18 protein-coding genes are annotated in these 18476 nt (G+C 66.8%); 9 read left to right on the forward strand and 9 right to left on the reverse strand.

Going from position 1 to position 18476, the window contains the following annotated elements; translation table 11 throughout:
* Window positions 1-123: 123 nt before the first annotated feature.
* The 8 genes from F3087_RS04310 to F3087_RS04345 all read left to right on the forward strand — a co-directional run bounded on the left by F3087_RS04310 (window position 124) and on the right by F3087_RS04345 (window position 7548).
* Window positions 124-663, forward strand: coding sequence for a hypothetical protein (locus F3087_RS04310; RefSeq protein WP_150400415.1), 540 nt, complete (start codon window positions 124-126; stop codon window positions 661-663).
* Entirely contained in the window at window positions 660-1703 is a 1044-nt protein-coding gene (locus F3087_RS04315; protein WP_150400416.1) for a PrsW family intramembrane metalloprotease, read from the forward strand. Before F3087_RS04310 ends, F3087_RS04315 begins: the two co-directional genes overlap by 4 nt.
* A gap of 64 nt (window positions 1704-1767) precedes the next feature.
* Window positions 1768-3123 (forward strand): hypothetical protein, encoded by a 1356-nt coding sequence (locus F3087_RS04320; RefSeq protein ID WP_150400417.1) that lies wholly within the window; start codon window positions 1768-1770, stop codon window positions 3121-3123.
* A gap of 124 nt (window positions 3124-3247) precedes the next feature.
* On the forward strand, window positions 3248-4039 hold the full coding sequence (locus tag F3087_RS04325; RefSeq protein WP_150400418.1) for a TIGR03084 family metal-binding protein: 792 nt from the start codon (window positions 3248-3250) through the stop codon (window positions 4037-4039).
* A 374-nt stretch (window positions 4040-4413) separates the two neighbouring features.
* Complete coding sequence (locus F3087_RS04330; protein ID WP_150400419.1) at window positions 4414-5112, forward strand: hypothetical protein; 699 nt, start codon at window positions 4414-4416, stop codon at window positions 5110-5112.
* A 21-nt stretch (window positions 5113-5133) separates the two neighbouring features.
* Window positions 5134-6324, forward strand: coding sequence for an L-2-hydroxyglutarate oxidase (gene lhgO, locus F3087_RS04335; protein ID WP_150400420.1), 1191 nt, complete (start codon window positions 5134-5136; stop codon window positions 6322-6324).
* 170 nt (window positions 6325-6494) lie between these two features.
* Window positions 6495-6965, forward strand: a complete 471-nt coding sequence (locus F3087_RS04340) for an SRPBCC family protein (RefSeq protein ID WP_150400421.1) — start codon at window positions 6495-6497, stop codon at window positions 6963-6965.
* A 10-nt stretch (window positions 6966-6975) separates the two neighbouring features.
* On the forward strand, window positions 6976-7548 hold the full coding sequence (locus F3087_RS04345; protein ID WP_150400422.1) for a ribonuclease H family protein: 573 nt from the start codon (window positions 6976-6978) through the stop codon (window positions 7546-7548).
* 78 nt (window positions 7549-7626) lie between these two features.
* Here the strand turns inward: F3087_RS04345 and F3087_RS45815 are convergent, their stop codons facing one another.
* The 9 genes from F3087_RS45815 to F3087_RS04390 all read right to left on the reverse strand — a co-directional run bounded on the left by F3087_RS45815 (window position 7627) and on the right by F3087_RS04390 (window position 17176).
* Window positions 7627-8451, reverse strand: a complete 825-nt coding sequence (locus F3087_RS45815; protein WP_191093761.1) for a hypothetical protein — start codon at window positions 8449-8451, stop codon at window positions 7627-7629.
* Between the two features lie 132 nt (window positions 8452-8583).
* A complete protein-coding gene (locus F3087_RS04355; protein WP_150400423.1) occupies window positions 8584-9756 on the reverse strand; it encodes an MlaD family protein in 1173 nt (390 codons plus the stop codon).
* Window positions 9753-10844 (reverse strand): MCE family protein, encoded by a 1092-nt coding sequence (locus tag F3087_RS04360; protein WP_150400424.1) that lies wholly within the window; start codon window positions 10842-10844, stop codon window positions 9753-9755. The genes F3087_RS04355 and F3087_RS04360 overlap by 4 nt, the downstream gene beginning before the upstream one ends.
* Window positions 10845-10852: 8 nt before the next feature.
* Window positions 10853-11962 (reverse strand): MCE family protein, encoded by a 1110-nt coding sequence (locus F3087_RS04365; RefSeq protein ID WP_150400425.1) that lies wholly within the window; start codon window positions 11960-11962, stop codon window positions 10853-10855.
* Complete coding sequence (locus F3087_RS04370; protein ID WP_150400908.1) at window positions 11959-12957, reverse strand: MCE family protein; 999 nt, start codon at window positions 12955-12957, stop codon at window positions 11959-11961. Before F3087_RS04370 ends, F3087_RS04365 begins: the two co-directional genes overlap by 4 nt.
* Window positions 12957-14000, reverse strand: coding sequence for an MCE family protein (locus F3087_RS04375; protein ID WP_150400426.1), 1044 nt, complete (start codon window positions 13998-14000; stop codon window positions 12957-12959). Before F3087_RS04375 ends, F3087_RS04370 begins: the two co-directional genes overlap by 1 nt.
* Window positions 13997-15487, reverse strand: coding sequence for an MlaD family protein (locus F3087_RS04380; protein WP_191093762.1), 1491 nt, complete (start codon window positions 15485-15487; stop codon window positions 13997-13999). Before F3087_RS04380 ends, F3087_RS04375 begins: the two co-directional genes overlap by 4 nt.
* 6 nt (window positions 15488-15493) lie before the next feature.
* On the reverse strand, window positions 15494-16357 hold the full coding sequence (locus tag F3087_RS04385) for an ABC transporter permease (protein ID WP_150400427.1): 864 nt from the start codon (window positions 16355-16357) through the stop codon (window positions 15494-15496).
* Window positions 16358-17176 (reverse strand): MlaE family ABC transporter permease, encoded by an 819-nt coding sequence (locus F3087_RS04390; RefSeq protein WP_191093763.1) that lies wholly within the window; start codon window positions 17174-17176, stop codon window positions 16358-16360.
* 561 nt (window positions 17177-17737) lie between these two features.
* Between F3087_RS04390 and F3087_RS04395 the strand changes: the two genes are divergently transcribed.
* The gene (locus F3087_RS04395) at window positions 17738-18412 is read left to right on the forward strand and encodes a S1 family peptidase (RefSeq protein ID WP_150400429.1); all 675 of its coding nucleotides are present in this window, start codon (window positions 17738-17740) and stop codon (window positions 18410-18412) included.
* Window positions 18413-18476: the final 64 nt, after the last annotated feature.

The following is an 18476-nucleotide window of genomic DNA, read 5'->3' on the forward strand; positions in this document are numbered from 1 at the left end:
CCGGGGCGACGGGCGTGTTCCCGGGTAAACGAGGGCGATCGGCATATCGTTGAGCGGGCTGCACCGCTGGTCGGTGGCAGTTTCTCGGTAGCTCGCAGGTAGATCGCCGAGGGGAGCATCCGAATGAGTCGGCCGACCCGCACCGGCCCCGACTGGAAACCGGCCGGGCTGGTGCTCGCGGTGATCGCGGCGCTGATCGCGGTCCCGTCGGTGCTTGCCGCGCTGGTGCCGACCCGAGAGACGGCGGTCGCGCCGGACACGCGGATCGAGGTGACCGCGCCGGGGGAGGAGCCCGATACGGTGAGCTTCGGCGGGGTCGATGGCTGGCAGCGCAGACCGACGGGGGATCAGACGACCGCCGTGCTGGTCGCCCCGGACGGGTCGCGGCTCGCGGTCAGCGTGATCGACGGCGTCACGAACTTCGACGACGCGGCCGCGTGGCGGCTGAAAGTACTCGGCGTGCAGGGTTTCGACGCGGACTTCGACGGGGAGATCAAGACGCCGAACGGGTTCAGCGGACGGACCTGCCGCGGCACCGACCGGGCCGGCGTGTGCGCGATCGTGGGCAACGAGAAACTCGCGGTCACCCTGGCGCTGATCGGTGACGACGCCACATTGCCCGAGCTGACGCCGGTGCTGGAGACGCTGACGGTGCGCCGATGAGCTGGTTCCAGCCGAAGTCGGCGCTGTTCTGGACGTACTGCCTGATCGCGTTCCTCGGCCTAGCCGCGCTGATCCTCCAGCTGGCCCCGGTCGCCGCGCTGACCTGGCGCGACATCCTGGCCGGCCTGCCGTTCACCCTCGCGACGCTGCTCGTATTCGGTTGGCTGGTAATGCATTTGGATCGGCTGCGGGCGCGAAAGCGGATCCGGACGCCGCTGCTCATGGGATTCCTCTGGGGTGCGCTGGCCGGGCCGGGCATCGCGATGTTCGCCAACGACCACAACATGCGCATCATCCAGAACCTGGCCGGTGACGCGTTCGCCATCGACTGGCAGGCGCCGATTTCCGCGGCGATCGTCGAGGAGGCGGTCAAGGGGGTCGGGGTGTTCGCGGTCGCGTGGCTCGCGCGTCCGATGGTCAACCGGCCGATGCACGGACTGCTGCTCGGCGGTTGCACCGGGCTCGGATTCCAGGTGGTGGAGAACATCACCTACTCGGCCAACGCCGGATTGCTGTCCGCGCAGGACAATCCGGCGACCGCGATCGTCGTCGGCATCGTGCGACTGCTCACCGGCATCACCTCGCACTGGATGCTCACGGCGCTGGCCGGCATCGGCATCGTGCTGGCGGTGGCGCGCTCGGACTGGTCGGCCGGGCGGCGCGCGCAGGTCTTCGTGCTGTTCTATTTGCTCGGTGCCGCACTGCATTTCGGCTGGGACGCGCCGAGCCCGGCGAACATTCCGATCGGATCGATCGTCGCCAGGACGGTTCTGTACCTCCTGATCTTCGCCGTCGTCTACACCTGGGTGGTGCACACCGAACGGCAATGGTTCCGCGCGGTGGTCAGCTGGGCGGTCACGCGCGGGATCGCGCCGGCCGGAGAGCTGAGCACGCTGATCTCGCAGCGCAGCCGGCGCCGCGCCCGGCAGGCCGACCGGATGAGCGGTCAGCACAACCGCCGACAGCAGATCCAGCGGCAGCGCGTTCTGCTCGACTGGGTCCAGGACACCGGCGCGTTGACACTCGCTCCAACGCAATGACAATGTTGGGGCCTTGATACCTCATACCGGCGGTTCCGCCGGTTCGTCCTAGGGAGATCCATCGATGAGTTCGCTCGCCGGCGGCGTGTTCATCGATTGGGAAGATCTCACCGGTCAGTCCAAGTTCGTGGTGGACCTGATCACGTTTCCGATCTTCAGCGCGCTGGCCGGGTGGCTGACCAACTGGACCGGCGTGCTGATGTTGTTCTGGCCGGAGCGATTTCGCGGATTCCGGATCCCAGGGCTGTATCTGCTGTATCCGTATTTCCCGCGACGGGTGCAGGTGCTGCCGACGTTCTCCGGGGACGGCCAGCAGCTGGGCTTCCAGGGGTTCATCCCGGCGCGAGCCGAGAAGATGGCCAGCATCTGCGTGGACAAAGCGCTGATGCGGATCGGCAGTCCGCGCGACTTCATCCACGAACTCGACCTGGACGGGATCGCGGATTACGTCGCGGTGCTGGCGCGCAAACAGGTGCAGCCGCTGGTGGACGAGCTGATGAACCGGGAGAACCCGGACCTGTGGCGCACGGTGCCGCGCGCGGCCAAGCAGATCATCTATCAGCGGGTGGATCGCGAAATGCCGGCGCTGTCGCGGCGGGCGTTCGAGTCGCTCGGCGACAATGTCGATCAGCTCATCGACATCAAGAGCTTCGTCATCCGGTATCTGCAGGACAACCCGGGGATTCTCAAGGACCTGACCACCACGATCGCCGCGCCGGAGCTGCGCTTCATGGTCCGGATCGGCCTGCTGGGCGCGCCGTTCGGTCTGCTGCTCGCGCTGTATATGCATGTGCACCAGCACATTCCGGTGTTCGGCTGGGTGCCGGGCTGGGTGATCGTGCTGCTCGCCTCGGCGGCGATCGGCGTGATCGTCAATGTGATCGCGGTGAAGATGGTGTTCGAGCCGGGCGATCCGCAGCCACGGTACAAGTACCTGTGGAAGCAGGCGCTGCTGGCCAAACGGCAGCCGCAGGCGGCCACCGATCTCGCGAACATCCTGGCCTACCAGGTGCTCACGCTGCCGAACCTGTCCAGGGAACTGCTCGACGGGCCCAATGGCGACAAGACCCGGCAGTTGCTGGAACGGCTGGTCTCCGACGAGATCCACCGGCAGCTCGGCCCGACCACCTCGTTCGTCCGCGCGGCGCTGGGCCGTCGCCAGTTCGACAACCTCAAGGCCGGTGCGGCCGGGGCCGCGGTCGGGCTCGCGCCGAGCCTGGCCGAGGACGAGGAATTCATCCTGGAGCAGGCCAAGACCATCGATGTGTTCGCGGCGCGCAAGCTGCGGCAGCTGACGCCGGGGGAGTTCATGGAGATGTTCTATGCCTCGGTCGAGCAGGACGCGTGGCTGCTCTACCTGCACGGCGCGGTGCTCGGGCTGGCGGTCGGCGCCTCGCACCTGATCATTTTCGGCTGGTAATCGGCCCGGCTGGGCGGTCGGCGCAAATACAAGCACGCGTGCTTGCATTTTTCTCCGGCCGCTGCGATGCTGAACCGCGACGGCACACGCGGTGGTGTGCGTTCGACTGATCGGCAGGGGAACTATGGCTGACCTCGAAGCGCTGCTCGACGATTTCGCCGAGGAGTGCGCGGATCTGGAACGCATCGTCGCCCCGCTCGACGCGGCCGACTGGTCGCTGCCGACCCCCGCGGCCGGCTGGACCATCGCCCATCAGATCGGCCATCTGGCCTGGACCGACGAGATCGCGACGGTCGCCTCCGCCGATGCCGAGGGCTTCCAGAAGCTGGTGACCGAGGCCGGGCCCAAGGCCTTCACCTTCGTCGACGACGCCGCCGAGGAGGCCGCGACCGCGCCGCCCGCCGAGCTGCTCGACCGGTGGCACCGGGGTCGCAAGTCCCTCGTCGACGCGCTGCGCGCGGTGCCCGCGGGCGCCAAGCTGCCCTGGTTCGGCCCGCCGATGAGCGCGGCCTCGATGATCACCGCCCGGATCATGGAAACCTGGGCGCACGGCCAAGACGTGGCCGACACCCTCGGCATCACCCGCACCCCCACCGCGCGGCTGCGCACCGTGGCCCACATCGGCGTGCGGACCAGGAACTTCGCCTACACCGTGCACGGGTTGACGCCGCCCGCGGCCGAATTCCGGGTCGAACTCACCGCGCCCGACGGCACGATCTGGTCCTGGGGACCCGAGGACGCCGAGCAGCGCGTGACCGGGCCCGCCGTGGATTTCTGCCTGCTGGTGACCCAGCGTCGCCACCCGGACGATCTCGCGATCGAGTCGGCCGGCCCGGACGCGGCGCAATGGCTCACGCTGGCACAGGCTTTCGCGGGACCGACGGGATCCGGCCGGACGGCTGGACAGTTCGCCTGAACAGGCAGCGACGGCCGGATGCGTTCATCCGGCCGTCGCCCACCCGACCCGATCCAAAGATTCGGGAGCGGGCGAGCGCCACACTTGGGTGCGCCGTTCGTGTCGGCCGGACGCCGTTGGCCGGGTGTCTCGATGTGGCAATCGAGGATGACGCTCGCCAGCTAGAAGAATATTTACCCGCCCATGAGGTGCTGGAAACATAAACGACCCCGCGGATTCGATAGCCGTTCGTCGGCCGGATCCGCGTGGACTGTGATTCTGATCTCCCCGACGCGATACCCGCTACGGCCACGCCGTAACCTGGACAACTGTACGGCTTTCGACGATGCGGGCCGCGCTTGCCAGGGGAGCAGGGGCACGGGAAGGAACGCATCGTGAGCAGAAACAAGCACGTCCAGATCGCCAAGCACGCCGCGATCGTCCTCGCGGGCGCCACCAGTCTCAGCCTCACCGTGGTCGCGGGCGCCTATGTTGTGCATCAGATGGCCGAGCTCAACCGGCCGGTCGAGGCCGCCGCGCCGCCCGCGCAGTCGGTCGAGGAATCGACGAGCGAGCACGGCTGGACGGAGACGGTGCTGACCGGCGGCAGCTTCGAACTGCCCGCGGTATTCACCCGGCATCCGCAAGAGCCGGTCGCCGCGCCCGCGAAAGCGGTTGCTCCGCACTTTGATTCGATGGTCGTGGCGCAGCCGAGCACCGTCGGCGGGAAACTCCATCTCGGCGACGCCTACGTCGACGCGCAGGTGGGCACCGTGCGCACCGGCACGATCGCGATCACCGTCGGCACCAACGCCTTGACCGCACTGATCGGACATCAGCCGTCCGGCGCGGCGGACGAGCACGCGAACGTGACCCAGCTGCGCACCGAATTCGACACGCGCACCGGGGAAGTGGTGCTGATGCTGACCGATCCGTCGCTCGGCGAGCACGACCTGCGACTCAACCGGCACCCCGCGCCGAACCCGAAACCCGCGCCGGAGACCAGCGTGTCGGTCGCCGCACCCGCGCCGACCGTGACCGACCCGGAGGCCGCGAGCCCGCACAGCGCCCCGAAACCCACGGTGGCGGTGTAACTCTCGGCCTACTGTTCTCCTATGCCGAACAGTACGTACGACTTCTGCGTGATCGGCGGTGGCATCGTCGGCGTGGCGACGGCCCATCGAATCCTGCACCGCCATCCCGGCGCGACCCTCGTGCTGCTGGAGAAGGCGAACGCGCTGGCCACCCACCAGACCGGGCACAACAGCGGCGTCATCCATTCGGGCATCTACTACCCGCCGGACAGCCTGAAGGCGCGGCTGTGCCGTCGCGGCGCGAGCTGGACCAAGAAATTCGCTGCGGCGCAGGGGATTCCCTACGAGGTGTGCGGCAAGCTGCTCGTCGCCACCGACGCGGCCGAGCACACCAGGATGCTGGCGTTGCACGAGCGATCGGTCAGCAACGGCGTCGCGGTGGAGTTGCTCGACGCCGCCGAACTGCGTCGGCGCGAACCGAAGGTGACCGGCGTCGGCGCGTTGTTCGTGCCGGACACCGGCATCGTCGACTACACCGCGATCACCACCGCGCTGGCCGGCGAGGTGCGTTCGGCGGGTGGGCAATTGGTCTTCGGCGCCGAGATCACCGCGCTCGCCGAGACCGAAGCGGCGGTCACCGCTACCGGACCGTCCGGGTCGTGGACGGCCCGCACGCTGGTCGCGTGCGCGGGCTTGCAGGCCGATCGGCTGGCCCGAATGGCCGGACTGCGCAACGACTTCCGGATCGTCCCGTTCCGCGGCGAGTACTACCAGCTGCCGCCGGAACGGGCCGGGCTGGTGCGCACGCTGATCTATCCGATCCCCGATCCCACGCTGCCGTTCCTCGGCGTGCACCTGAGCCCGACCATCGACGGCACGCTGACCGTCGGACCGAACGCGGTCCTCGGGCTGGCCAGGGAGGGTTATCGCAAAGGCAGTTTCGATGCCAAGGACGCGCGGGCGATCCTCGGTTTTCCCGGCGTGCACCGGGTGGCCGCGGCGAACGTGCGGACCGGTCTGCGCGAACTGCGCAACTCCCTGTTCAAGCGCGGATATCTGGCCGAGTGCCGGCGCTACTGCCCCGAACTGACCCTGGCCGACCTCCAGCCGCGGGAGGCGGGCATCCGCGCGCAAGCGGTGCTGCGCGACGGGACCCTGGTGCACGACTTCATGATCGAACGCACGCCGCGCTCGGTGCACGTGCTCAACGCGCCGTCCCCCGCGGCCACCTCCGCGATGCCGATCGCGGAGTACATCGTCGATCAACTCTGAGTCGCGATAACAGACCGAATGGTCTTAATAAGCCGCTGATCGGCGCTGAGCAACCAAGCAACCGCCCGGTAGCCATGTGGAAAACCGGCACACCAAATACCGCGCAACCCCTCCAATAAAGAGGAGAGCTGTAGTACTTTTAACGCCAGTCGTGGAACAGGGAGGGCCTGATGGGCCACATCAAGTACGCGAGTGACGTCGGGGCGCCGGTCGAGGTCGCCTTCACCTACACGGACAACCATCTGTTCGTACCGGACTGGATGTTCGCGGTCGCCGACTTCGAGCCGACCGGCGAACTGGACTCCGGCCTCGGCGCGACCTTCACGACCACCGCCCGGCTGGTGGTCTGGCGGCCGACGGTGACATGCGAGGTCACCGAATATCGTCGCAACGTGGTGATCGGGTATACGCTGCGTGGGCGTTTGTCCGGGACCCTGACGCTGCGCTTCGATCCGCTCGGATACGGGCGGTCGGTGCTGACGTCCGAGGCGGAGTACAGCCCCCCGCGTGGCTTGGCCGGGCGGCTCTGCGTCGGTTTGGTGGATTCCGCCGTGAAATCGGCGCTCCGCCGCACCGAGTCCCAATTGCGAAGGGAGATAGAAGAATTCCACGGTACCGATCTTGTCGGTCGGATTGCGTAGGGTGCCAGCCATGATCATCGTGAGCACCGACGGATCCTGCCTCCGCAACCCCGGCGGCGCCATCGGCTGGGCTTGGGTCAATCATCAGGGCTCCTCGCTGAGCGGCGGAGCGGCGTCCGGCACCAATCAGGTGGCGGAGCTACGCGCGGTACTGGAGGCGATTCTCGGCCATCCCGGCTCCGAACCCCTACTGATCGAAAGCGATTCGCTCTACGCGATCAAGTGCGCGTCGGAGTGGATCTCCAGCTGGCGGCTCAACGGCTGGCGCACCTCGACCGGTGGCGCCGTGAAGAACGTCGAGCTCATCCGGCAGATCGACAAGTCGATCGCCAGCCGACCCGGCCCCGTCCGGTTCCGTTGGGTCCGTGGACATGTCGGCAACTACTTCAACGAGCAGGCCGACGCGCTTGCCGGTGAGGCGGCTCGGAAGGCTGCCGCGACAGCGGCCGTCGCCGAGGCGAACACCGCGGAAATTCCCGCGGTGACTGTGGAAGAAACGCCGGCGGCGCCGGAAGCGCCGATCGACCAGGCCGCGGGGAAGGCGGCCGCGCCGTCGGCGCCGCAGACACTAACGCTGTTCTGATCCATCCGGAGAAAGACCGACTGCCTGAATGACCTCCGGCGGTGGTGGCTCGGCCCACCGCCGGAGGCACTCGTCCGGCTAGTTGCCCGGCTGCGGGGCAGGCGCGGGTGTCCCCGGCGCAGGCGCGCCCGGCGCGGGAGCACCGGGAGCGGGAGCGCCCGGCGCACCGGGCAATCCGGTGCCCGCGCCCTTGAGCATCGGCGAATCGAGCTTCTCGACCAGCCACTTGTCGCCGGACTTGGTCAGCTGCGCGATCACCACGACGAACTGCCGCTCGGGCGTCGTCTGGGTGAAGTTGGTCCGGTACTGGGTGAGCGTGACCAGCACCTTGGCCTCGGTCTTGTCCCCGGACTGGTAACCACACTGCACGTCGTCGACCCAGGACTTCACCTGCGCCTGCACCATGGCGTCCTTGAGCGCCTTGGTCGCGTCGTCGAACTCCTTGAGGAATTCGCCGCTCGCGCCGGACTTCACCTTGGTGAAGTAGTCGTCGAGGTTCTTGGTGTAGTCGTAGATCGAGACGTCCTTGCCGAAGTTGCAGCCGGCCGCCGTCGAATCCCGGATCGCGTCGAGCTTTTCGCCGCGGTCCTTGCCCTGCAGGAAGAACACCACCACCGCGGTGATCGCGGCCACCGCGAGCACGCCCGCCACGAACGCGGCGATGATCGGCACCGAGGTGGACCGGCCCGAAGCGGCGGAACTGCCCGCGCCCTTCGCCGGTTCGGTCTTCGGCGCCTTGTCGACCTTGTCGGTCGCTACCTTGTCGGCCTTCGACGGCTCGGGATCTGCCTTCGACAGCTCCGGTTTCGCCGTCGCGGCGTCCTCGGCCGGCGCGCTGTCGGTCACCTTGGTGTCCTCAGCGTTCTCGGCCTCTTTGCTGGTCTCGGCGTCGTCGGTGGACATCGATACAAACCTGCACTTTCCCGGCGCGCGGGCGCACCGATCGACTGACGGGCCCGCATCTCGGGCGAACCGTACGCGTTCTCTCGGCGAGTATGCCCGGACCCACGGTTTCGCCGCGGGACCGGGTACAACTCACCGCACCGGGGGCAGGGTCCGCTCGTTCGGATCCACACCCGGCGGCATGTGCGCGCCGTTGTTCGGCACATCGGGGCGCGGCGCGTTGGCCGCACCACGGATTTCCGAGCCAGGCGGCGGGTTCTCGCAGTAGTTCCACTTGCGAATCGTGCCGTCCTGGACGACTTCGTTGCGTAGCTGCGTGACGTTGTACGTGCAGTACGGGCGGGGCCAGATGTCGATGATCGCGTGGAACTCGCCGTCGTGCGCGGGCACGCCCAGCGCGTCGGCGCCGAGCGCGAGCGACGGGAACAGCGCGCGCAACGCGGGCAGGCGCAGCTGCGCGGCCTTGGTCATCGCGGCGAAGTTGGTGGCCAGGCTGGTGATCGGATCGCTGGTCTTGTCCAGCACCGCGCCGAGGCTGCTCAACTGGCCGGGCGCCTTCTCCAGGATGCCCTGCAGTTCGGCGTTGGCGTTGTTGAACTGGTTGAACAGCGCGCCGGAGTTACGGGTCAACGTGCCGAGATCGGGCTGGGCGTTGGACGTGGTGTTGGCGATGGTGCGCAGGTTGGCGATCAGGTTCGTGGTCTGCGGCAGCAGACTGTCGAAGCCGGCCATGGCCAGGCTGATGCCGTTCACCATGCCGCGCAACTGATCCGGGCCGCCGCTGAGCGCGGTGTCCAGTTCGCGCAGGATGACGCCGAACTTGTCCGGATCGACCTGCGCGATGAGCGCGCTGGAGTTGTCCAGGACCGACCAGATCGGGGTCGGGGTCTTGATCTTCGCCGCGTCGTACTTGATCACCGCGCCGTCGCCGAGGAACGGCGCCTGCTCGCTGGCCGGGCGGAAGTCGATGTACTGCTCGCCCGCGCCGGAGAGCGCCTGCACCGAGATCGCGGTGTCGACCGGGATCTTGTACTTGCTCTCGATCTCCGCCGCCGCGGCGATGGCCTGCCCGCGATCGGTCAGCTTGATCGAGGTCACCTTGCCGACCCGGTAGCCGCGCAGCGTCACATCGTTGCCCGGCTGCAGCCCGCCCGAGCGGTCCAGGTTCACCGTGACGGTGTAACTGGACTTCAGCGGATTGACCCGCATGATGCTGATCATCAGGTAGGTCGCGCCGATCAGGAACACCAGCACCAGGCCGATGCTCGACAGCACCAGCTTGTGCTGCATCAGTTTCGCCATCATCGGTGACCCCCCTGCACTCGACCCTGCACGATCTGCAGGACCTGGATCAGGCTGCCCGCGAGGTCTTGGATGTCGCGCAGATCCTGCAACCCGCCGTGTTGCGGATCGGTCAGCGCGCTGAGGTCGAGGTTGGTCGCGGTGGCGTAGACCGCGAAGCTCTTGCCGCGGAAGGTGGCGTCGACCTTGGGCCGGATCACCTTCAGCCGATCGAGCAGGATGCCGAGGTTGTCCCCGGTGTTGGCCAGCGCGTCCATCAGCTGATGGGTGTTGTCGAGCAGGCTGCCCAGCTGCTGGCCGGAGGTGTCGGCGTAGTCGCCGAGCGCGGCGCTGGTGGTCGACACCTTGGTCAGCAGATCGCCGATGGCCCGGTTGTTCTCGGCGATCGCGCCGATCATCTGCGGCAGCGTGTCGGCGACCTGGCCGAGCTCGCCGCGCCGGGCCTCGATGGTGTTGGCCAGCGCGCTGAACTCGTTCAGCACGCCGTCGACCTTGGCGCTGTTGTCGTTCAAACTGCCGACCACGCCGGTCATTTCGGTGATCAGGTGGGACAGCTGGGGGCCGCGGCCGCCGACGATCGAGTCCAGCTCCGAGGTCAGCTTGCTGAGCGCGGCGACGCCACCGCCGTTGAACAGCATGGAGATCGAGATCAGCAGCTGCTCGACGGTCGCACCGGCCGAGGTCTTGTCCAGGCCGAGAGTGTCGCCGTCGTGCAGCGTCGCCGCGCCCGGCTCGGTCTTCGGCTTGGACACCGCGACGAACACGTCACCGAGCGGGGTGGCCTGGCGCAGCTCGGCGGTGCTGTCCTTGGGCAGCTCGATGTCCTTGCTGATGGTCAGGTCGACGACCGCCTGGAAGTTCTTGGTCTTGATGTTGGAGACCACGCCGACATCCGAGCCGCCGATCTTCACCTTGGCCTGATCCGGCAGGTTCAGCGCGTTCTCGAAAACCGCGTGGATCGTGTAGGTTTCGCCGGAAACGCCGGGCTTGGGCAGCGGCAGTTTCTCCACCGTGAGACCGCAGCCCGAGGTGATGCCGACACCGGCCACCGCCGCGACGGCGATCAGCGCGCGGCGTGCCTTGATCGTCATTCGGTACGTCATTTCGTCAGTCCGAGCAGCGCCGCGGTCAGACCGTAGTCGGGCCCGAAGTCCTGCATGTTTCCGGTTCGGCAGCCGTCCGCCTTCATCTGGATCCGCTCGCAGAACAGGCCGATCAGTTCACCGCTCAGCGCGGTGCCGATCAGCGCGCTCAGCCGGACGTAGCCGTGCTCCCGGTTCATGATCTTGTCGACGTTCTGGAAGACCATCGGTGCGACGTCGACGATTTCGGTGATGCCGTAGGCGTTGTCGCGCAGCTGCTGGGTGACGTTGGTCAGCCCGGCCAGGCTGCCCGCCAGCTGATCCTGATGCTGGGCGAGGGTGGTGCTGGTGTTGTTCAGGAAGTCGTTGATCTGATTCAGCGTCGCCTCCAGGCCGGGCGACTGATCGGCGAGCAGGCCGGTCATCTGGGTCATCCGGTTGCTGAAGTCACGCACCGACTGGTCGTTGTCGGCCAGCATCGTGGTCAGCTCGTTGAGCTTGACGATGATGTTGGAGACCGCGTCCTTGTTGTCCACGCCGACCTTCAGCGCGCCGGACAGCGCGTTGAGCGTGTCGCGCATCTTCTCGCCGTTGCCGTTCACCATCGGGTACAGCACCCGGCCGGACAGCGGGCCGATGCCCTCGCTGCCCGGTTCCGGCTTGAGCGCGGCGGCGAACTGATCGATGGTCTTGATCATCGTGTCGAGTTCGACCGGCGTCTTGGTCTTGGCCAGCGGCAGGTGCGCGCCGTCGGCCAGGGTGTCGCCCCTGGTGTAGACGGGGGTGAGCTCGACGTGCCGGTCGGTCACGATGGACGGCGAGATGATCGCGGCCATCGCGTCTTTCGGGATCTTCACGTCGTTGTTGATCGACATGTGCACCTCGATGTAGGTGCTCTTCGGCACGATCTTGTCGACCTTGCCCACGTCGAGCCCGAGCACGGTGATCGGGTTGCCCTCGTAGATGCCGGCGATGTTCTCGAAGTCGGCGGTGATCTGCATCGTCCGGCCGAGCGCGTTGTTCACCGAGCTCGGCACCAGCGAGCAGCTGCCCACGGCGAGTGCCGCGGCGCTGACCACGAGCATTTTGGCGATGGTCCGTACCTTGACGGCCTTCGGGAAGGTCATCCCTGGCACCCCTCTATGACTTGGGCGAAGCACAGCCAGTTGTCCGGGAAGATCCACGGCAGTCCGACGCTGCCGTACGGTCCGTTGCCGCCCCAGGAGTTGGCCAGGTAGCGCACGGTCGGCGGCATCAGCGACAGCAGCCGATCGAGGTTGTCCTTGTTCTTCTGCAGGCCCTCGGACATGATGTTGAGCTGCTCGATGGTCGGGCCGAGCTGGTTGTCGTTCTGCGCGCCGATCTCCTGCAGCTGCCTGGTCAGCGACGCGACGTTGTCGAGCAGCTGGCGCAGCAGGCCCTGGCGTTCCATCACCCGGTTGGCGATGGCCTCGCCCTGGGTGATCACCAGCAGCACGCTGTTGCGGTTGTCGCCGAGGATCTGGGTGACCCGGTTCAGGTCCTTGAGCAGGCTGTCCACCTCGGCCTTGCGGGTGTCCATCACCTTGGCCAGCGCGCCGACGCTGTCCAGCGCCTGCGCCATCAGCTGCGGGGAGTCGCCCATCTGCTGGTTGATCAGGTTCAGCGACTCGGACAGCTTCTTGGTGTCGAGCGCCTCGAACTTCGGCGTGCCCTCCTGCACCACGTCGGCCAGGTTGTACGGAACCGCGGTGTTGGACACCGGGATCCGGCCGCCCTTGAGGCCGGAGCCGTCGCCGGGGTCCAGATCGACGTAGCGGGCGCCGAGCAGCGTGGCCATCTTGATCGACGCGTGCGCGTCCGGGCCGAGCTTCACTCCGTTGTTGATGCTCAGCGTCAGCAGCACGTGGTCGCCCTCGAGCTTCGCGCCGTCCACCCGGCCGCTGGTCACGCCGGCCACGTTCACCCGGTCGCCGACCTTGATCCCGGCGGCCTGCACGAACTCGGCCTTGATGCTCTGCTCGCCGACGCCGATCAGTTTGACCAGGCCGGACGCGAGCAGCAGCACCACGATGAGCGCACCGCCGAGGATGCCGAGCCAGAAGTAGCGGTTGGCGGCGAATCTCGCCTTCAGCTTCGTCATCATGGGCGGCACACCGCCGAGTGCGAAGTGCCACCGATCTGGGAGAACAGACCGCGGGGGAACAGCACGCCGTAGAGCGAGACGTCCAAGCCGCAGAGGTAGGCGTTGGCGTAACCGCCCTCCTCGGTGTGCCTGCCCGCCGCCGAGATGATGTTCGGCAGGTCGATCGCGGCCTGATCCAGCTTCGCGCCGTTGGCGAGCAGCAGGGTCAGCGCGGCGCTGGTGGAGTTCTGGGCGGCCTGCAGCTTCGGCTGGATCTGACCGACCATGTCCACCAGCGAGCTGGTGGCGTTGGCGATCTGCACCGTCGAGGTCTGCAGCGACTGCCCCTGTTCGTACAACCCGCCGATCAAGGCCCGGGTCTGGGTCACCAGGGTCTCCAATTCATCACCTCGTCTGGCCAACCCCGCCATCACACCGGAGAGGTTGGAGATCACATCGGACAGGATCGCATCCCGGCGCTGGAAGTCGGTCGCCAGTTGCGCGGCCTGAACGATGAACGCGCTCAACGAGACTCCGTCACCCTGCAACGCCTGGATGAAGGTCTCGGACAGGCGGTTCACCTGTTCGGGCTGCAACGCCTGGAACAGCGGCTGAAAACCGTTGAGCAGGCCCGAGACGTCGAACGACGGTTCGGTCCGGTCCAGCGGGATCGACGCGTTGTTCTTCAGCTGCACCGGGCCGGAGGACTTGCCCGGAGCCAGCGCGATATAACGCTGGCCGATCAGGTTCTGGTAGCGGACAAGGGCTTTGGTGTCGTCGAACAGGGTTTGATCCCGCTGCACGACGAACGTCACCTTGGCCACTTGCTTTTTCGACTTGGCGTCGCGGTCCAGCTCGATCTTCTCGATCTTGCCGACCCGTACGCCCGCCATCCGCACGTCGTCGCCCTCGTGCAGGCCGAGCACGTCGGAGAAGGTCGCCGAGTAGGTGTTGGTATCGCCGTTCACGATGCGCGCCAGCGTGTTCCACACGACGACGGTCACCAGGATCGAAACGATCGCGAAGATACCGAACCCGATCAGCGGTTTACGAATGCTCATCGGCTGACCCGGTTTTCGGCCACGTGCATGGTCCCGCCCTTCAAAATCGAGCTCAGCAGCAGATATTCGGCTGTGGTCGGCTGGCGGCCGAGCAGCTTCGCGATCGCCGCGTCACCCTTGTAGGAGATCTCGCCCGCGGCGGGAGTGCCCGCCGGTGCGGCGGCCGGAGCCGCCGGTGCCGGAGCGGGCGCCGGGGCCGGCGGTTGACCGAGGCCGGGCAGCATCGGGAACAGACCCTCGAGCGGGGTGCCCGCGAACGGGCGGGGCGCGCTGGGCACGAGGGCGTCGGCGGGCCGCGAGTCCGGGGTGGTGACGCCGGGGATCAGCGGCAGGCCGGGCATCGGCACCACCGGCGGCAGACCGGCCGCCGACTCGAGCGCGCGCGGCTTCAGGTTGTCCGGCAGCGGCGGCAGCTCGTTCACCGCGGGGGCGGTGGCACAGCTGGGTCCGGCCAGGTCGTCGTAGCGCGGGCAGTCGGCCACCGTGTACGGCTTGTACGGGGTGAGCGTGATGCCCGCGTCCCAGCGCTGCTGTTGCTGCGGGCCCCAGGTGAAGGTGGAGTCCATCTTCCGGGTCATCTCGCTGAGGTTCAGGATCGTCCGGGTGATCGCGCTCGGATCCGCGGCCACAGCGCCGAACATGTCGCTGGTGCCCGTGGTGACCTGCTTGCCCACATCACCGTTGCGGGCGAACAGATCGTTCACCGTGTCGACCGTGCTGCCCGCCCCGGTGATCAGCGCGACCAGCTCGCTGCGCCGGTCGGCGATGGTGCGCGCGGTCTGCACCGAGGTGCCGAGCACGTCGAGCAGCTCCGGCGAGGACTCGTTCAACGCGTGGAACGAGGTGGAGAAATCACCCAGCATCACACCGAGATTCGGGATCGAGTCGTCGACCGACTGCAACCAGCGGTCGAGCCGCTCGATGGTCGAGCCGGGCATCCGGCCGCTGCCGTCGAGCGCCTGGGACAGCGTGCCGAGCACCCGGCCGAACTGCATCGGATCGATCCGGTCCAGGATGTTGCGCACCGTGGTGAGCGTGTCCTGCAGCGCGAGCGTGCCCTTGCTGCGGTCTTCCTCGATGATCGAGCCCTCGTGCAGGTACTGGTCCGCGGGGCCGTTGAAGACCAGCTCGACCGAGGTGACGGCGAACAGGTTGCTCGGCACCACCCGGGCGGTGACGTTGGCCGGCACGCCCTTGGCGAACTCCGGCTTCACCTCGATCTGCACCTTCTGCAGCTCGCCCTTGGCCGCGACCTCGACCTCCTTGACCGCGCCGACCAGCACGCCGCGGAACTTGACGTCGGCCTGCGAGGGCAGCCCGTCACCGGTGGTGGTCAAGTTGGCAGTGACGTTCACCTTCTCGACGAAGTAGCCCTTGTAGCGCAGGGTCAGGAAGCCGAGCACGAGCGCGAGCACGATCAGGCCGGCCAGACCGGCCACGATCAACTGACGCATCGTGGGCCCGCGCCCACTGGGATCGATGATCATCTGGTGCTACCCCGAGATCCGGATGCCGGGGTTGATGCCCCAGATCGCCAATGTCATGAACAGGTTCGCGAAAACAACTGCGATGATGCACACCTTGATCGCGCGGCCGGCCGCGACGCCGACGCCCTCGGGTCCACCGGAGGCGAAGAAGCCGTAGTAGCACTGGATGAACGTGGTGATCGCGACGAACAGGATCGCCTTGAGCAGCGAGTAGATCACGTCCGTCGGCACCAGGAATTGGTAGAAGTAGTGCTGGTAGGTGCCGCTCGCGGTGCCGCCGATCAGCTGCACGGTCAGCGAGCAGGAGATGTAGGCCATGGCCAGGCCGAGGCAGTACAGCGGGATGATGGCGACCATCGCCGCGAACATCCGGGTGCTGATCAGGTAGGGCAGCGGCCGGATCGCGATGGACTCCAGCGCGTCGATCTCCTCGGAGATGCGCATGGCGCCCAGTTGCGCGGTGAACCGGCAGCCCGCCTGCGCGGCGAACGCGATCGTGGCGAGCAGCGGGCCGAGCTCACGCGTGGTGGCGAAGGCGGAGATGGCGCCGGTGATCGGGCTGAGCCCGAGCAGGTTCAGCGAGTTGTAGCCCTGGATGCCGACGGTCATGCCGCCGAACGCGCTGAGGATGACCACCACGCCGATGGTGCCGCCGCCGACGACCAGGTTCCCGTTGCCCCAACTCACGTCGGAGAGCAGCCGCCACACTTCCTTGGGATAGTGCTTGAGCGCCAGCGGAATCGAGCCGATCGAGCGCAGCAGGAAGAAGACCTGATGGCCCAGCCGGGCGAGCAGATCGATCGGCGCGTTCGCGGTTTTGCGAAGCTGCTGGAACGGCCGCAGCAGCGGGGGAACATATGTCGACGACACTCAGACCACCTGTGACGGGAACAGTGCGTTGTACACCTGGGTGATGACGAGATTCACGCCGAACAACATGATGGCGGAACTCACCACCGCGGAATTCACCGCGTTGGCCACGCCGCCGGGACCACCGCGCGCGTTCAATCCGTTGTCGCAGGCGATGATTGCGGCGAGCAGCCCGAAAATCAGCGATTTGACCAGTGCGACAAAGAGATCGGTAGTTACCGCGAACGACGAGAACGTGCCGATGTAGGAACCCGGCGTACCGTTCTGCGCGAAAATGTTGAAGATGTAACCAGTCAAGAAGCCGACAAAAACGACGAAGCCGCAGAGCAGCACACTGACCAGCATCGCCGCGCCGAGCCGGGGGGCGACCAGCCGGCGCATCGGGTCGACGCCCATCACCTTCATGGCGTCGATCTCTTCCCGGATGGTGCGCGAGCCGAGGTCGGCGCACACCGCGGAGCCGACCGCGCCGGCGATCATCAGCGAGGTGACGAGGGGAGCGCCCTGCTGGATGATGCCGAGGCCGTTGGCCGCGCCGATGAACGAGGTCGCGCCGACCTGGCCTGCGATCGAGCCGACCTGGATGGAGACGATGACGCCGATCGGGACGGCGACCAGCAGCGTGGGCGCGGCGGAGACGCTGGCCATGAACGCGCACTGGCGGACGAACTCGTTGAACGGGAAGCGGCGGCGGAAGATCGCGATGAACAACTCGGCGACCGCGGCGATCCCCATGGTGATCTGTCGGCCGAAGGTCTCCAGCGAAGCCTTCGGATGGTCGGCCCAGTAACCCTTGGTCCAATCGACCGCATCACTCATCCGTGATCCTGTTGGAGGACTCTTGGTCGACTGCACTGGCTAACCCCTCTCGACGCCGGTTGGCTGCCCCGACGACTTGTTTGCTTGACGCACCTTACTACGTAGTAAGCCAGAACACACCACCCTCCTGTGATTGCAGTCATAGACGACGGTCACTGTGTCCTAAACGCTATGGCGGCGGCCACTGGCATTGGGTCCGCGCCCAAAACGGAGGGCGGTTTCTCTGGAACAAGTTACAGGTCAGCACGATGAATCGGCCGCCCAGACATGATCATCACACTAATTTATTCGGAAAGAGTTCATTCAAAATCGCATTTGTTTCCGGAACCGAACAGAACGGGCTGTACTACTGTTCGAGGACAAACTAGAAACGGGCGACTGCGGTTTTCATAGCCTGTTGCTATTATTACAAATAAGAGACGAATTCGTCCTTATGTCTAAAATGGGGTTAAGGCTCGCCCGCCGTGGACACCCCGCAGTAGATGACGCGCCCGGGCCCGAATACTGACACGATGGGTGCGACAGATTGATATCGTGCGGGCTTCCGACGTCTGGAGGGACATGTTCAGCAAACTCGCCAAGGTGGCCACCGCCGCCTTCGCCGTAGCCCTCGGTGCGGCGCTACTCGGGACGGGCGCGGGGGCCGCTCAGGCCGATCCCGGCCCGCCGGTTCTGGGCGGCGGTTCCGGCATCATCATCGACAACCAATTCGAGTGCACCGTCACCACGGTCGGCCACGACAACGCGGGCCGGCTCGTCGGCCTGACCGCAGGCCACTGCGGCGATCCCGGCGCCGAGGTTTTCGCTGAGTCCAACCGCGGCGCCGGCGTGATCGGCCGGTTTGTCTACTCCAACCACGATCTGGACTACGCGGTCATCCAGTTCGAGCCGGGCAAGATCATCCCGGTGAACCGGGTCGGCAACGTCACGATCACCGGGCTCGGCGCTCCCGCCGCGTTCCCGAACATCGTCTGCAAGGAAGGCCGGACCACCGGCAACACCTGCGGCATCAGCTGGGGCGACGTCTTCGGGTCGAACATGGAGACCTGGAGCCAGATGTGCGTCGTCGAGGGCGATTCCGGCGCGCCGGTCGTCATCGGCACCACCCTGGTCGGCATGGTGAACGCCTATCTCGCCATGGCCTGCTTCGGCCCCGAGGTCGGCACCAACATGAGCACGATCATGGACGACATCAACGCCCGCGGCGGCGTCGGTGCGGGCTACCTGCCTATCTAACCCGTCTCACCAGACACCCGAAGTGAGCGGGCGCAACCGGATCCGAACCGGTTGCGCCCGCTCA

Source organism: Nocardia colli, assembly GCF_008704205.1.
Taxonomy (GTDB): domain Bacteria; phylum Actinomycetota; class Actinomycetes; order Mycobacteriales; family Mycobacteriaceae; genus Nocardia; species Nocardia colli.

Bases quoted from the DNA above. Each gene is read 5' to 3' on its own strand.
- F3087_RS04310 (WP_150400415.1), top strand. From the start codon at position 124: ATGAGTCGGCCGACCCGCACCGGCCCCGACTGGAAACCGGCCGGGCTG.
- F3087_RS04315 (WP_150400416.1), top strand. From the start codon at position 660: ATGAGCTGGTTCCAGCCGAAGTCGGCGCTGTTCTGGACGTACTGCCTG.
- F3087_RS04320 (WP_150400417.1), top strand. From the start codon at position 1,768: ATGAGTTCGCTCGCCGGCGGCGTGTTCATCGATTGGGAAGATCTCACC.
- F3087_RS04325 (WP_150400418.1), top strand. From the start codon at position 3,248: ATGGCTGACCTCGAAGCGCTGCTCGACGATTTCGCCGAGGAGTGCGCG.
- lhgO (WP_150400420.1), top strand. From the start codon at position 5,134: ATGCCGAACAGTACGTACGACTTCTGCGTGATCGGCGGTGGCATCGTC.
- F3087_RS04340 (WP_150400421.1), top strand. From the start codon at position 6,495: ATGGGCCACATCAAGTACGCGAGTGACGTCGGGGCGCCGGTCGAGGTC.
- F3087_RS04345 (WP_150400422.1), top strand. From the start codon at position 6,976: ATGATCATCGTGAGCACCGACGGATCCTGCCTCCGCAACCCCGGCGGC.
- F3087_RS45815 (WP_191093761.1), bottom strand. From the start codon at position 8,451: ATGTCCACCGACGACGCCGAGACCAGCAAAGAGGCCGAGAACGCTGAG.
- F3087_RS04355 (WP_150400423.1), bottom strand. From the start codon at position 9,756: ATGATGGCGAAACTGATGCAGCACAAGCTGGTGCTGTCGAGCATCGGC.
- F3087_RS04360 (WP_150400424.1), bottom strand. From the start codon at position 10,844: ATGACGATCAAGGCACGCCGCGCGCTGATCGCCGTCGCGGCGGTGGCC.
- F3087_RS04365 (WP_150400425.1), bottom strand. From the start codon at position 11,962: ATGACCTTCCCGAAGGCCGTCAAGGTACGGACCATCGCCAAAATGCTC.
- F3087_RS04370 (WP_150400908.1), bottom strand. From the start codon at position 12,957: ATGACGAAGCTGAAGGCGAGATTCGCCGCCAACCGCTACTTCTGGCTC.
- F3087_RS04375 (WP_150400426.1), bottom strand. From the start codon at position 14,000: ATGAGCATTCGTAAACCGCTGATCGGGTTCGGTATCTTCGCGATCGTT.
- F3087_RS04380 (WP_191093762.1), bottom strand. From the start codon at position 15,487: ATGATCATCGATCCCAGTGGGCGCGGGCCCACGATGCGTCAGTTGATC.
- F3087_RS04390 (WP_191093763.1), bottom strand. From the start codon at position 17,176: ATGAGTGATGCGGTCGATTGGACCAAGGGTTACTGGGCCGACCATCCG.
- F3087_RS04395 (WP_150400429.1), top strand. From the start codon at position 17,738: ATGTTCAGCAAACTCGCCAAGGTGGCCACCGCCGCCTTCGCCGTAGCC.